The organism is Caulobacter sp. DWR1-3-2b1, assembly GCF_049895765.1.
In the GTDB taxonomy this organism is placed as follows: Bacteria; Pseudomonadota; Alphaproteobacteria; order Caulobacterales; family Caulobacteraceae; genus Caulobacter.
The window spans coordinates 114,383-127,877 of record NZ_JAFCSZ010000011.1; the positions used below are offsets into that span (position 1 = coordinate 114,383).

A 13,495-nucleotide genomic window follows, 5' to 3' on the forward strand; every position below is an offset into this window, starting at 1 on the left:
GAGCAAAGCCATGAGCACCAATCGTGTAGAAGGCGCTATCGACAAGGGCGTCGGCGCCGCCAAGGAAGCCATTGGCAAGGCTACCAGCAACGAAAAGCTGCAGGCCGAAGGCGTGGCCCAGAAGGCCAAGGGCGACGTGCAGAACAAGGTCGGCCAAGCGCAAGACGCTGTCGGCAACGCCATCAAGAAATAGGGTCTGGTCGCCAGACTGACGAACGGCCCCGGGAGCGATCCCGGGGCCGTTTTCGTCGGCGACCTGAGCGAAAATCGCCTTTCGACGTAACCAATCGGCGAGGCCGTGCGTATCTTGATCCAGAAGATCGTCTTCGGAGCTCGCCATGTTGATCCGCAATGTCCCCGACCTGACCGAGAACGAGGTCACCGAGCGCGGTCTCTATCTGAGGCGGCGTGAGTTCATCGGCAGCGCGGCGGGTCTGGGTTTGACCGGGCTGGCGGGAGCCGCGGGCGCGGCGTCGCTCAGCTATTCAAAAGGCTTTTCGACCACCGAGAAGGCGACCTCTAAGGAAGACATCACCACTTACAACAACTTCTATGAGTTCGGCGTCGACAAGGCCGACCCCGCCGAGAACGCCGGCAAGCTGAAGACCCGGCCCTGGACGGTGCGCATCGACGGCGAGTGCGAGGCGCCGCGCACGGTGGGGATCGACGACCTGATCAAGCAGAACAAGCTGGAGGAGCGCATCTATCGGATGCGCTGCGTGGAGGGCTGGTCGATGGTGATCCCGTGGGTCGGCTTTCCGCTCAAGGACCTGATCGCCTCGGTCAAGCCGACCTCCAAGGCCAAATATGTGGCGTTCGAGACCTTGCGGCGTCCCTCGGAAATGCCCGGCCAGGCCTGGAACGTGCTGGAATGGCCCTATCGCGAGGGGCTGAGGATCGACGAGGCCACCCATCCGCTGACCCTGCTGGCGGTGGGCCTCTATGGCGAGACCCTGCCCAACCAGAACGGCGCGCCCCTGCGGCTGGTCGTGCCGTGGAAATACGGTTTCAAGGGTATCAAGTCGATCGTGCAGATCACCCTTACCGACAAGAAGCCACGCACGGCCTGGAACATCTCGGCTCCACGCGAATATGGCTTCTATTCCAACGTCAATCCGGCCGTGGATCACCCACGCTGGTCGCAGGCCAGTGAGCGCCGCATCGGTGAGTTCCGCCGTCGCGAGACCCTGCCGTTCAACGGCTATGGCCAGTACGTTGCTGACCTTTATCGCGGCATGGACCTGAAGAAGAACTTCTGATGGACCAGAGCGTTTCCGCGCCCGGCGTCGCCAGCCGGCGCAAGCGTCCTTCGAAGCTGCAGGACAACCTGGTTTACGGCCTGGTGTGGCTGGCCTGTTTTGCCCCGCTGGTCTGGCTGGCGTGGAAGGGTTTCAACGGCGATTTGGGCGCCAATCCCATCGAGAAACTGATCCGGCAACTGGGCGTCTGGGGGCTGCGGCTGCTGCTGGTGGGTCTCGCGATCACGCCAGCGGCGCGGATCCTCAAGGCGCCGCGTCTGCTCCGGTTTCGGCGCACGGTGGGGCTGTTCGCCTTCAGCTACATCGTGTTGCATCTCTTCAGCTATGTCGGCGTCGATCTGTTCTTCGACTTTGGCCAGCTATGGAAGGACATCCTCAAGCGGCCCTTCATCACCCTGGGCATGGGCGCGTTCGTGCTGCTGATCCCGCTGGCGGTGACCTCGACCAATGGCTGGGTCGTCCGGATGGGGCGGGCGGCGTGGCAAAGGCTGCACTGGCTGATCTACCTGATCGTCCCGCTGGGCGTTACCCACTACTACCTGCTGGTGAAAGCCGATCATCGGCCACCGGTGATCTATGCGGCCTTGTTTGTGGTGCTGATGGGTTGGCGGGTATGGGATCGACTGGCGCGGCGAGCCTAGCTGCTTCCCTTTTGGGGAGCTGTCGCCCCCGCGACCGACCAAGGGTCGGCCCGAGGATAAACTCCGCGATTGAGGGGGCCTTTACGACTTGGGCCGAGTTGGCCCCCTCCGCCCCTTCGGGCCACCTCCCCCAGTGGGGGAGGAGCTATTATTTCGCAGCCACGCTCTTCGCATAGGTCTCGGCAGCCGCCAGGATGCGCAGCACATTGCCGCTCCAGATCGCCTCGACGTCAGCGTCCGAATAGCCCTCGGCCTTCAGGCGCGCGGTGATCTTGGGCAGGTCGGTGATGTCCTCGAAGCCATCCATGCCGCCGCCGCCGTCCCAGTCGGCGCCGACGCAGACGCCCTTGGGACCGGCCACCTTCAGCACGTGCAACATGCTCTTCATGAACAGGTCGAAGTCTCCGCGCACCGCAGGATGGGTCTTGTCGATCGCGGCGCGCTTGTCGGCATAGGCCTTGACCGCCTGCGGCGTCGCCGTCTTCAGGTCGGGGCCGCGACCCAGGGCCTCCAGCGCCGCCTTGCGCTCGGGGCTGGGCGTGGTGTCGGTCAGGTAGATTGAGTTGATGCAAATCGCCCCGCCGGCGTCGGCGATCTTCTTGAGGCGCGCGTCATCGATGTTGCGCGCGTGGTCATAGAGCGCCTTGGGCCCCGAGTGTGAGGCGATGATCGGGGTCTTGGACAGCGCGACGGACTGGTCGACCACGTCATCGCTGGCGTGGCTGACATCAATCACCAAGCCCAGACGGTTGGCCTCTGCGATCCAGCGCAGACCCAGCGGCGAATAGCCGTTCCAGATCTTGCCCTTGGGGTCGGTCGAGCTGTCGGCCAGCTGGTTGTTGCGGAAGTGGACCGGCCCGGCCATCCGCAGGCCCTCGTTGTGGAAGGTCTCCATCAGGGTCAGGTCCTCGCCCAGCGGCCAGCTGTTTTCCATACTGACAAAGGCGAACTTCTTGCCGGCCTTGTCGATGCGCGCGGCGTCGGCGGCGGTCAGGGCCAGTTCGAACTTGTCCGCATGGGCGGCCAGCATTTCGCGAATCTCGATGGCGCGGCGCAGAGCGTAGTCGCGGGCGTACCTGTATCCGTCTGCGGTCAGGTCGCCCTGGCCGGTATAGATCACGAAGAACCCGCCATCCAGGCCGCCCTGGTTCATGCGCGGCAGGTCCACCTGGCTGAAGTCATGCTCGACCTCGTGGTGGTCGGCGATGTCCCAGCCGGGGCGGGTGAAGTGGGTGGGCGTATCCAGATGGGTGTCGAGCGTCAGCATCTTCCGGTGCAAGGCCATGTCGACCTTCGACACGGCAGGCTTGGGCGGCGTCGCTGCATGGGCGGCGGTGGCGAGCAGAGCGGCGGAGCCGAGGAGGGCGGTCAGCAGGCGATAGGACATCGAGGCTCCGGAGATGGGACGCGGACTGGAACCGTGACGGTCACGGATGGTCAGGAGCGCGTCAAGACGAAGATGACGCCAAACCCTTACATCAGGCCCAGCGCCTTGAAGCTGGCCACGCCTTCGCGGCCCACCACCAGATGATCATGCACGCTGATCTTCAGCGCCCGGCCCGCCTCGATGATCTGCTTTGTCATGTCGATGTCAGGCCGCGACGGTGTTGGATCTCCACTCGGGTGGTTGTGGAGCAGAATGATGTTGCTGCTGGAAAGCTCCAGCGCCCGGCGCATCACCTCGCGGGGATAGACCGGAGCGTGGTCGACGGTGCCGTGGTTCATGATCTCGTCGGCGATCAGCTGGTTCTTCTTGTCGAGAAACAGCACACGGAACTGCTCGCGCGGCTCGTTGGCCAGGGCGACGCGGACATAGGCCAGCAGGGCGCTCCAGGACGAGATCACCGGGCGCTTGGCGATCTTGTCGCGACCGGCCCGCAGGGCGGCCTCGTGCAGCAGCTTGATGTCTATGGCGGCGGTCTCGCCGACGCCGGGCACAGTCCTGAGTTCCTCGATCGAGGCGCTGATCACCGCACCGAACGAGCCGAACCTGGCCAGCAGCGCCTTGGCCTTGGGTTTGACGTCGCCGCGCGCGAAGGTGCGGAAGAGATAGAGCTCCAGAAGCTCGTAGTCGGGCAGGGCCACCAGCCCGCCGGCCTTGGCCCGCTCGCGCAAGCGTTCGCGGTGGCCCAGATGATGGGCCGCCGGCGTCATGTCGGATACGCCTAGGGATCGTGCGCTGACCATTTCGCCCCCGAGTCAGGAGCGGGTATCTGGCCTAAACACCTTCAGGTTGTCGAGTGGTGGTTTACGCGCCCATGATCGGGGGCTGGAACAGGCCAGCCGGCGAGGCGGTGAAGACCTCGTAGCCGTCTTCCGTCACGCCGATTGAATGCTCGCACTGGGCCGACAGCGACTTGTCGCGGGTCACGGCGGTCCAGCCGTCGCCCAGCACCTTCACGGCAGGCTTGCCCAAGTTCACCATCGGCTCGATGGTGAAGAACATGCCCGGCTTCAGCACCGCGCCCTGACCGGGACGACCAAAGTGCAGGATGTTGGGCGCGTCGTGGAACACCTTGCCCAGGCCGTGGCCGCAGAAGTCTCGAACCACGCTGCAGCGCTGCGCCTCGATATAGCTCTGGATGGCGTGGCCGATGTCGCCCAGCGTCGCGCCGGGCTTCACGGCGGCCAGGCCGCGCGCCATTCCTTCATAGGTGATGTCGATCAGGCGGCGGGCGCGGGGACCCACCTCGCCAACGCCGTACATCCGCGAGGTGTCGCCGTGCCAGCCATCGACGATGACGGTGACGTCGATATTGGTGACGTCGCCTTCGCGCAGGGCCCAGTCGCCCGGGATGCCGTGACAAACCACGTGATTGCGCGAGATGCAGACCGTCTTGGGATAGCCGCGATAAAACAGGCAGGCGGGCAGGGCGCCGTGATCAAGGATGAACTCGCGGGCCAGCCGGTCCAGTTCGTCGGACAACACGCCCGGAACGACGTGCGGAATCAGCATGTCCAAGCATTCAGCGGCCAGCTTGCCGGCCTTGCGCATGCCTTCGAACTCTTCGGCCTTGTGAATCTTGATTGCGCCCGTGCGGGTTTCGGCTTCGATCTCGGTCGCGTCGTCGAGGGTCATGGCATTCTCGGATCAGATCGCCAATGACCCGGGGGAGCGGGCGCCGCGCCAAGGAAGCGGCGGGCAGGCGGATGTCGTCTGGCTTATTTCGCGATTATAACACGAAAGTTCAACGCCCGCCGCTACGGTCTGCTGCGACGCACATCGCCGCCTGCCGACTTGACCACCTGAAGAAAGGTCGCGTCGAGCGTCGTAGGCTTGTCGCGCCGCACGTGGCAGACGCCCTTGTAGCGCGTTACGCGGCCGTTTTTCTTCTCGGTGACGTCGGCGGTGAACGTCACGTCCCACTCGCCCGGCTTGCCGGTGGAGACAGGGTCCATGTCGTCGGAGGTGACGCCGGAGATGTCGTTCAGGCCGAACTTGGCCTCCAGCTTGTCAGTGCAGGCCTTGAAGGCGAAGACGGCCCGCGCGGCCGTCATCATGCCGCTCTCCTTGCCGTCCGAAGACGCGCCGCAGCCGGACAACGCCAACGTGGCGCAAAACGCCGTCAGGGTCGAGAATCTCATGCGCGGCGGTCCCCCAGGAGTACGAGCGGAGGGTTAGCCAGCTACGAGCCGATTGCAGCTTAATTCGCCGTCATGTCAGTTAAGATCCAGCGAGAGGCGTCGGGTGATGCGGACGCTTTCGGTGGTGACGTCGCAGGCGTAGACTAGGATTCCGACGCCCGCAGCGTGCGCCTGGGCCAAGCCCTGCGCAAAGGCCGGATCGAGATCCGCGCAAGCTCTGAAGCTTTCGCAATCCATCCGCTGCACCACGAACAGCGCCACCGCCCGATCCCCCGCAGCGACCTGAGCCGCCAAGTCCCCCAGATGCCGCGTCGACCTCGCCGCCACGCAGTCGGGAAACTCCGCCAGGCCCGGCGTGCGCGAGAAATGGCAGTTCTTGACCTCCAGCCAGCACGGCGGCCGGTCCGGATGGGTCAGCAGGAAGTCCACCCGGCTGGCTTCGGCGTACTTCACCTCCGGCCGGATCGTCGCGTAGCCGGAGAGCTCGGGGATGGCGTCGGCGGCCAGGGCCTCTGCGACCAGTTTGTTGGGCAGCATGGTGTTCACGCCAACCAGGCCGCCGCCCGCTTCCACCAGTTGCAGCGTCCACGGCAGCTTGCGCTTGGGATCGTCCGACCACGACACCCAGGCGCCCTGTCCAGGCAGGTTCACGCCCAGCATCGCGCCCGGGTTGGGGCAGTGGGCGGTGATCTCGCGCCCGTCATCCAGCACCATGTCGGCGAAGAAGCGCTTGTAGCGTTGCACAAGACGGCCGCGAACGAGCGGTTGCGGGAGCAGCATGTCAGCCCTAAGTCGGATCGGAGAACAAAGACAGCGATGTAGGGGAGCACGGCGATGACGGCCAGCAAGGATCGGGTGACGGCGGCGGTGCTGATCATCGGCGACGAGATCCTCTCGGGCCGCACCCAGGACGTGAACCTCAACGCTATCGCCAAGTATCTCGCCACCTATGGCGTCGACATGGCCGAGGCCCGGGTGGTGCCCGATGTCGAGCAGGAGATCATCGGCGCGGTCAACGCCCTGCGCGCCAAGTACGACTATGTGATCACCACCGGCGGCATCGGCCCCACCCACGACGACATCACCGCTGACTCGATCGCCAAGGCGTTCGGCGTCACGGCGCCAGAGCATCCCGAAATCATGGCCCTGCTGCGCGAGCGTTGGGGCGAGCCCAACGCCGCCCGCCGCCGGATGGCCCACGTGCCCGAGGGCGGGGTGCTGGTGAAGAACCCGGTGCAGGGCCCGCCTGGCTTCCAGATCGAGAACGTCTTCGTGCTGGCCGGGGTGCCGGCGATCATGCGCGGCATGCTGGGCGATGTCGGGCCGCGCCTGCGCACCGGGGCGGTGGTCATCAGCAAGACCGTCCGCGTCACCGGCTCGGGCGAGGGCCTGATCGCCGCGCCGCTGGAAGCGGTGGCCAAGGCCCATCCGGACATGTCCCTGGGCAGCTATCCGTTTTTCTCGCCACCGGACCTTTATGGCGCCAATCTTGTGGTGCGCGGTCGCGACCCGGCCGAGGTCGATGCGGCGGTCGAGGAGCTGGTCGTGGCGTTGACCGAGGCCGGCGCGGCCAATATCGAAAAGATCGCGCCGGAAGCCTAAAGCCTTCAACCTGGCAGAGACAATGCCGGCAGAGGCGCTTGTGACCATGGCCCGTGCGCGCTGGATCAAATCTTTTGGCATTGGCCGCCCGCGCCGGGCGTCGGACTGAGTAAGAACCGGGCGGCGCAAACATTTCTCTCAAAATGTCAGGTTCGGAACCCCCCATCCGATCCGCGCCAAGAGATGCTTGTCCTCATAAGGCCCCGTCCGGGGATAACCGCCGCAGGCGGTGGGCGCGGCGGCCTTGAGCGAGGACCTGATGTCGAAACAACGACTTTTGATGTCGGGCGCTTCCGCGATAGTGCTTCTGACCCTGTCCACGGCCGCTCTGGCCGCGGACCCCGCGCCCGACACCACGGACATGGTGGACGAGGTCATCGTCAAGGCGCGCGACAAGGCCGGCCTGCTTGAGAAATAACCCAGCGACACCGTTTTCGGCATCGACAAACCGCTGCTGGAAACGCCCCGGTCGGCCAGCTTCGCCAGCGACGTGACGCTGCAACGCTATGGCATCGACACCATCGACGGCCTGACCGCCGTGTCGCCGGGCGCCTATACCGCCAGCTTCTACGGCGTGCCCGGCGCGCTCAACATTCGCGGCAGCCTGGCCGAGAACTATTTCCGCGGCTTCAAGCGCATCGAGAACCGCGGCACCTATTCGACGCCGATCGGCGCGGCCGCCCAGATCCAGATCGTGCGCGGTCCGCCGACCCCGATCTACGGCTCGGGCAAGGTTGGCGGCATGCTGAACTTCATCCCCAAGTCCGGGAAGAACGAAGGCGGCTATCTGAGCGAACCCACCGGCGAGATCACGGCCACCTACGGGTCGTACAACAAGAAGAACCTCACGGCGCAGCTTGGCATGCCCGTCAGCTTCGGTTCGGTGACGGGCGGCGTCTACGCCTATGGCGAGGTCGAGGATTCGCACAGCTATTACAAGGGGATCTATCCCAAGCGCGAGACGGGCGAGATCTCGGCCGACTTCGATCTGGGCAATGGCTGGACCACGGCGATCGGCGGGATGCTCTATCACTCCGACGGTGACGTGCAGACGCCTGGCTGGAACCGCCTGACCCAGGACCTGATCGACAACCAGACCTATATCACCGGCCGCGACACCACCCTGGTTGACAGCGACAAGAACGGTCGCCGGACGCCCAACGAGATCGGCTTTTGCCCCTACGCCAGCGCGCTCTATATTCCGTATTGCGGCTTCTATTCGACCGACGCCAAGCACACGCTGGACGTCGGGGTGGGGACGACCAAGCTGGACCCGCGCACGGTCTATATCAGCGGCGCCGACTTCTCGAAGACCAGCACCAACACCTTCTATTACTACCTGGGCAAGTCGCTGACCCCGACCAGCGATGTGAAGCTGCAGCTGTTCTATGACGACCAGGAGAACAAGCGCTTCGTCTCGTATGGCTATCCGGCCTGGTTCGACAGCTCGGTGTGGGAAGCGCGGGCGACCTAGAATTTCGAGATCGAAGCGGGCATGGTCACGGCCAAGTCGTTCGTTGGCGCCTCTTATCGCAGCTTCGAGGGGCGTCGCCGCGAAAGCTACAACAGCGGCATGATCGCGCTGGACCGCCGCGACATCGCCTTCGGGGCCACCGCCAACGACATCATCGGCGGCCCGTTCAACGTCGGCGACGGGGTGGCGTGGGAGAACGACAACAGGAGCGAGTGGACCCAGGCGGGCGTCTTCTTCACCACGGACATCCAGGTGGGCGAACGCCTGAACCTGGTGCTGGGCGGTCGTTACGACGACTACGAGGTCACCTCGAACGACACCGGCTTCCTCAGCTACACCATCGCGGGCGAGCAAAAGGCCAGCGACACCCAGGCCACCTATTCGGCCAGCCTGACCTACAAGGGGCCGCTGGGCGTTATGCCCTACATCACCTACGCCAAGGCCTCGGCCCTGGAGATGAGCCAGGCCGGCGACATCGCGCCGGGGCTGGTGGCGAGCGACTCCTGGCTTTCCGACTCCGACCTGGCGGAAGCCGGTTTCAAGTTCCAGTGGCTGAAGGGCACGCTGGTCGGCTCTCTGGCGGCCTACCGTCAGAACCGCACCCAGCTGGTCAACGGTCCGCCGATCAGCGTCCAGGGCACCCGCGCCAAGAGCGTGGAGCTGGAAGTCCGCTGGCTGGCCAGCGAGAACCTGAGTTTCACCTTCGCAGGCAACACCCAGCGCACGACGATCAGGGGGCCGGACACCTCATTCCAGTACATCCCGGCCTATACGGCGGGTGTGCCGGGGGCCAGCGCCTATGGCGGCTCGTATGTGGTCTGGAGCTTCGCGGGTCTGCCGGGCCGGAGCGGGGACTATGCCTACACCTTGATGCCCAAGTCGGTGGTCAGCCTCTACGGCGCCTACACCAGCGACGACTATGACTGGGGCAAGGTCGGCGGCACGCTGGGCGTCACGTATGTGACCAAGACTTCGGGCACCGTCCAGAACGCGGTGACCTATCCGGCCTACGCGGTGGTCGGCGGCTCGGCCTATTACGAGAACGGGCCGTACACCGTCACGCTCAACATCGATAACCTGCTCGACGAGCTCTACTTCACGCCCGACGCCGACACCTATGCCAACCTTGGCGCTCTGCCGAGCAAGGGTCGTGAGTGGCGCGTGACGCTCTCGCGCAAGTTCTAGAGCCCTTTCCGACCTGATGGCTTCATCAGGGTCGGGCGAAAAGGGCCCTAAATCAAAAGTTTAGAGCATTTTTCGATCCGATAACCGTTTCACACTTATCGGAAAATGCTCTAGTTCCCACTCGCCGCCGCCGAAGTCGGCAGCGCCGGGCCAAGCTTATGTCTGGAGGCTCGATATGGTGATGTCGAAGACCCAATGGCGTCCCTGGCTATTGCTGGGTGCTCTAAGCCTGCTGTTGTTCCTGATCACGGCCTCCACCTTCTCGTCGCTGGGTGTCGTCCTGCCGGCGATGATCGAGGAACAGCAGTGGAGCTTCGCCTCCGCCTTTCTGGGCTTCACCCTGCTGGGCGCCTTCTGCGGCGGATCGTCGTGGCTGCCGGCCATCCTGATCCGGCGCGTCGGGGTGCGGACCACGATCATCGCCGGATCGGCCGTGATGGTGGCGGGTTTCGTCTGCCTTTCGACCGCGCGGGGTTTGCCGATCTATCTGGTCGGCACGGCCCTGCTGGGTGTGGGGTATCAGATGATGGCCCTGATCCCCGGCGCCCACGTGCTAGGCATGCTGTTCAAGAAGCGCGCCCTGCCATTTGGCGTCTATTTTACCATCGGCTCGCTTGGCGGCGTGGCCGGGCCATGGATGGCTCTGGCGGGCATGGAAGCCGCGGGCGGCGCCTGGCGTCCCTACCGGGTCGCCCGGGCCATTGCGTCGGCCCTGGTTGGCGCGCTCTGCGCTGCGCTGGTGGGCGGCAAGGCCTGGCTCGAGGCGGCAGCCGTCGAGACCGACAGGGCCGTGGCCGAGGATGCTCAAGCCGCGCCCGCCAACGCCAGGGTCTATCGAACCACGACCGACTGGACCGTGAAGGAGGCCCTGGCCACCCCTCAGTTCTATGTGATCATGGCCGCCTGTTTCGCTCACCTGCTGGGCGGTGTGACCGCTGTCAGCTTGGCGCCCAGCCATTTCAGCGAGCTGGGCGTGGTCTCCGCGGTCGCGGTCAGCGTGCTGAGTCTGGAGTCCCTGATGCAGGTGGCCGCCCGTCTCGGCGGGGCTCTGATCGGCGACAAGGTTGATCCGCGCTGGTTGCTGGCCGGGTCGCAGGGCGTCATGGCCGTAGGGCTTCTGGCGCTTGGCGGGGCCTTCGGCTGGCCGATGATGATGGTCTTCGCCCTGGGCGTTGGCGTCGGGTTTGGCATGACCGTTCTGGCGATCAGCATCCTGCTGCTGAACTACTATGGCCATCGCAACAACCTAGAGCTCTTTTCGCTGGTCTGCATGGTCGGCGCCGTCTCGGCCCTGGGTCCGGTGATCGGCGGCTTCATGCGCGATCGGCTGGGAAGCTTCACAAGCACCTTCCAGCTGTTCGCCGCTGCGATCGCGGTTATCTTCGTGGCGGCCCTGTTCATGCGACCGCCCCGCAAGGCCTCGACCGATGCGGCGACCGCCGCCGGGCCTGCGCCCGCCATGTTACAAGACGCCGCGTGAGGGAGAACGCCATGTTCCACAGCCCATCCAAACACAAGGATTTCGGCGTCTTCATGCCGATGGCCAACGGCGGTTGGATCATCTCCAGGAACACCCCGACACTTGATGGCCTCTACCCCCAAAACCGTGCGGCGGCTGTCCTGGCCGACCAGATCGGTCTCGACTTCCTGATGGCCATGGGCAAGTTCCGGGGCTTTGGCGGTGAGACCAACCACTGGGGCGTGACGCTGGAGTCGGTGACCATGATGGCCGCCCTGGCCGAGGCCACCCAGAACATCCGCATCTGGGCGACGATCCATCCGCTGCTGCAGAACCCGGCCGTGGCCGCCAAGCTGATTGCCACCCTCGACCACATCAGCGGCGGCCGGGCAGGCCTCAACATCGTGGCCGGCGCCTACAAGGGCGAGTTCGAGCAGATGGGGGCCTGGGACGACAGCCTCGATCACGACGGCCGCTATCGCCTGACCGAGGAGTGGACCTCCATCGTCAAGCGCCTGTGGGCCGAGGACAGCGTCGATCACGCCGGCGAATTCTTCACGATGAAGGACTGCCAGTCCCTGCCCAAGCCGATCAGCACGCCGCGCCCCAGCATCATCTGCGCGGGCATGTCGGAGCGCGGCTTCCAGTTCTCGGTACGGGAGGCCGACGCGGTGTTTGTCGGCGGCCGCACACCCGAGGAGCGTCGCGACGCCAGCCTGCGGGCCAAGGCCGCCGCCGAGCGTCTGGGCACGACCATCCGCACCTACGCCATGTGCACGATCGTCCACGGCGAGACCGACGCTGCCGCCGAGGCCACCGCCAGACGCTATGACGAGGGCGCGGACATCGACGCCATCATCGCGATGCTGCAGAGCTGGGGCATGGGGGGCGGCGACCTGCGCGCCAAGGCGCTGGCGACCGGGGCCTTTATGACCCAGACCGCCATCGGCTCGCCCGCCACCTGCGCCGAGAAGGTGCAGGCGTTCGTTGACGAAGCCGAACTGGACGGCCTGATGCTGATCTTCCCGGACTATGTCGAGGGGCTGACCATGTTCGGTTCCGACATCCTGCCCGGGCTTCGCGCGGTGTATTCGTGAACGCCGCGAGCCTGACGACCTCCGGCGTCGACGGCCTGGCCGCATGGATCGCGCCGGAGCGCACCGCCGTGCTGGTCATAGACATGCAGGTCGATTTTGCGTCTCCCGAAGGGGTGCTGGGCGGCTATGGCGTCGACATGAGCGTGGTCGAGCCGGCCCTGGCCGCCGCAAAGCGGCTGGTGAGCGACGCTCGCTCGGCCGGCGCGCCAGTGATCTTCGTCGGGCTGTTCACGACGCCGGAAAACGACTCGCCAGCCTGGAACGAGCGCCTGCGCCGTCGGGGCGGAAATCCTGAAACCGACGCTGCCCTGTGCCGCGCGGGAACCCCGGGCGCTAGCTTCTATGGTCCCCGGCCGGTCGAGGGCGAACTGGTGATCGAAAAGGCCCGCTACAGCGGCTTCCTTGGCACTGATCTGGACGCGCGGCTGAAGGGTCTGGGCGTCGACACCTTGGTGGTGGCCGGCCTGACCACCGAGTGCTGTGTCGACAGCACCGTGCGCGACGCCTTCAACCTCGATTACCACGTGTTCGTCGTGACCGACGCCTGCGCCGCCTATGAGGCCGATATCCACGCGGCTTCCCTAAAGGTCATGGAACTGAACACCGCGATCCTGACCGATGGGTCGGCGGTCGCGGCTGCCTGGAAGAGGGCTGGTTGAGCACGGCCGACGGATTTTCACATCTCGGGGCCGCCGCGCCCTATGCCGTCACCGAGGCCGACCGGGCCGCCATCGCCGCCGCCATCAGCCAGGACGAGATCGTTGAACTGGCCCTGACGCTCGGCAATATTCCGGCGCCTTCCGGCAAGGAGCTGGAGGCCGCCAACTACGTCTATGACTGGATGGCGCGAGAGGGCTTCTCGCCGCGCAAGGTCGGGGCGACGCCGGAGCGGCCCAACATCATCGTTACGCATGGCGGCAAGGGTGTCGGTAAGAACCTGCTGTTCACCGCCCATCTTGATACCGAGGCGCCGACCTGGAACTCGGATCTGGACGCCTACAAGTACAGCCCCGAGACCCTGGCCAATCCCGAGTGGGAGACGTGCTGGCTGGAGGACGGCAAGCTGTACGGCTATGTTTGGTCCCGGGCTTTGATGGATCGGATTGATCTTGAATCTTGCAGGCTCTTTTGTCCACATTTTGCAGATGAAGTCGTAGGGGGTCAGGCCCTTGAGCGTCTTAAGGCGCCGACCA

Annotated in this window: 12 protein-coding genes and 2 pseudogenes; 8 read left to right on the forward strand and 6 right to left on the reverse strand. The window is 65.2% G+C overall.

Going from position 1 to position 13,495, the window contains the following annotated elements:
• Nucleotides 1-10 precede the first annotated feature (10 nt).
• The 3 genes from ACP69S_RS12290 to msrQ all read left to right on the forward strand — a co-directional run bounded on the left by ACP69S_RS12290 (nt 11) and on the right by msrQ (nt 1,900).
• The gene (locus tag ACP69S_RS12290; protein ID WP_425997582.1) at nt 11-193 is read left to right on the forward strand and encodes a CsbD family protein; all 183 of its coding nucleotides are present in this window, start codon (nt 11-13) and stop codon (nt 191-193) included.
• A 145-nt stretch (nt 194-338) separates the two neighbouring features.
• A complete protein-coding gene (gene msrP, locus ACP69S_RS12295) occupies nt 339-1,259 on the forward strand; it encodes a protein-methionine-sulfoxide reductase catalytic subunit MsrP (protein ID WP_425997584.1) in 921 nt (306 codons plus the stop codon).
• Nucleotides 1,259-1,900: a protein-methionine-sulfoxide reductase heme-binding subunit MsrQ gene (gene msrQ / locus ACP69S_RS12300; protein WP_425997586.1), complete on the forward strand. Its 642-nt coding sequence runs from the start codon at nt 1,259-1,261 to the stop codon at nt 1,898-1,900. The genes msrP and msrQ overlap by 1 nt, the downstream gene beginning before the upstream one ends.
• A 148-nt stretch (nt 1,901-2,048) precedes the next feature.
• Here the strand turns inward: msrQ and ACP69S_RS12305 are convergent, their stop codons facing one another.
• From ACP69S_RS12305 to sfsA, 5 genes are all read right to left on the reverse strand, one after another.
• Nucleotides 2,049-3,302 (reverse strand): dipeptidase, encoded by a 1,254-nt coding sequence (locus ACP69S_RS12305; protein ID WP_425997611.1) that lies wholly within the window; start codon nt 3,300-3,302, stop codon nt 2,049-2,051.
• Nucleotides 3,303-3,373: 71 nt separating this feature from the next.
• Complete coding sequence (gene radC, locus ACP69S_RS12310; protein WP_425997588.1) at nt 3,374-4,087, reverse strand: RadC family protein; 714 nt, start codon at nt 4,085-4,087, stop codon at nt 3,374-3,376.
• A 61-nt stretch (nt 4,088-4,148) separates the two neighbouring features.
• Nucleotides 4,149-4,979, reverse strand: coding sequence for a type I methionyl aminopeptidase (gene map, locus ACP69S_RS12315; RefSeq protein ID WP_425997590.1), 831 nt, complete (start codon nt 4,977-4,979; stop codon nt 4,149-4,151).
• A 122-nt stretch (nt 4,980-5,101) separates the two neighbouring features.
• The gene (locus tag ACP69S_RS12320; RefSeq protein WP_425997592.1) at nt 5,102-5,485 is read right to left on the reverse strand and encodes a hypothetical protein; all 384 of its coding nucleotides are present in this window, start codon (nt 5,483-5,485) and stop codon (nt 5,102-5,104) included.
• A gap of 75 nt (nt 5,486-5,560) precedes the next feature.
• The gene (gene sfsA / locus ACP69S_RS12325; protein WP_425997594.1) at nt 5,561-6,265 is read right to left on the reverse strand and encodes a DNA/RNA nuclease SfsA; all 705 of its coding nucleotides are present in this window, start codon (nt 6,263-6,265) and stop codon (nt 5,561-5,563) included.
• 54 nt (nt 6,266-6,319) lie between these two features.
• Between sfsA and ACP69S_RS12330 the strand changes: the two genes are divergently transcribed.
• From ACP69S_RS12330 to ACP69S_RS12350, 5 genes and pseudogenes are all read left to right on the forward strand, one after another.
• Nucleotides 6,320-7,087 (forward strand): competence/damage-inducible protein A, encoded by a 768-nt coding sequence (locus ACP69S_RS12330; protein ID WP_425997596.1) that lies wholly within the window; start codon nt 6,320-6,322, stop codon nt 7,085-7,087.
• Between the two features lie 259 nt (nt 7,088-7,346).
• Nucleotides 7,347-9,746: pseudogene (locus tag ACP69S_RS12335) on the forward strand (TonB-dependent siderophore receptor).
• Nucleotides 9,747-9,927: 181 nt separating this feature from the next.
• Nucleotides 9,928-11,226: a CynX/NimT family MFS transporter gene (locus tag ACP69S_RS12340; RefSeq protein ID WP_425997598.1), complete on the forward strand. Its 1,299-nt coding sequence runs from the start codon at nt 9,928-9,930 to the stop codon at nt 11,224-11,226.
• An 11-nt stretch (nt 11,227-11,237) separates the two neighbouring features.
• A complete protein-coding gene (locus ACP69S_RS12345; protein WP_425997599.1) occupies nt 11,238-12,302 on the forward strand; it encodes an LLM class flavin-dependent oxidoreductase in 1,065 nt (354 codons plus the stop codon).
• Entirely contained in the window at nt 12,299-12,961 is a 663-nt protein-coding gene (locus ACP69S_RS12350) for a cysteine hydrolase family protein (protein ID WP_425997601.1), read from the forward strand. Before ACP69S_RS12345 ends, ACP69S_RS12350 begins: the two co-directional genes overlap by 4 nt.
• Before the next feature lie 416 nt (nt 12,962-13,377).
• On the opposite strand, the pseudogene ACP69S_RS12355 reads toward ACP69S_RS12350, so the two are convergent.
• Nucleotides 13,378-13,495, reverse strand: a pseudogene (locus ACP69S_RS12355) (IS481 family transposase); the annotation flags it as partial.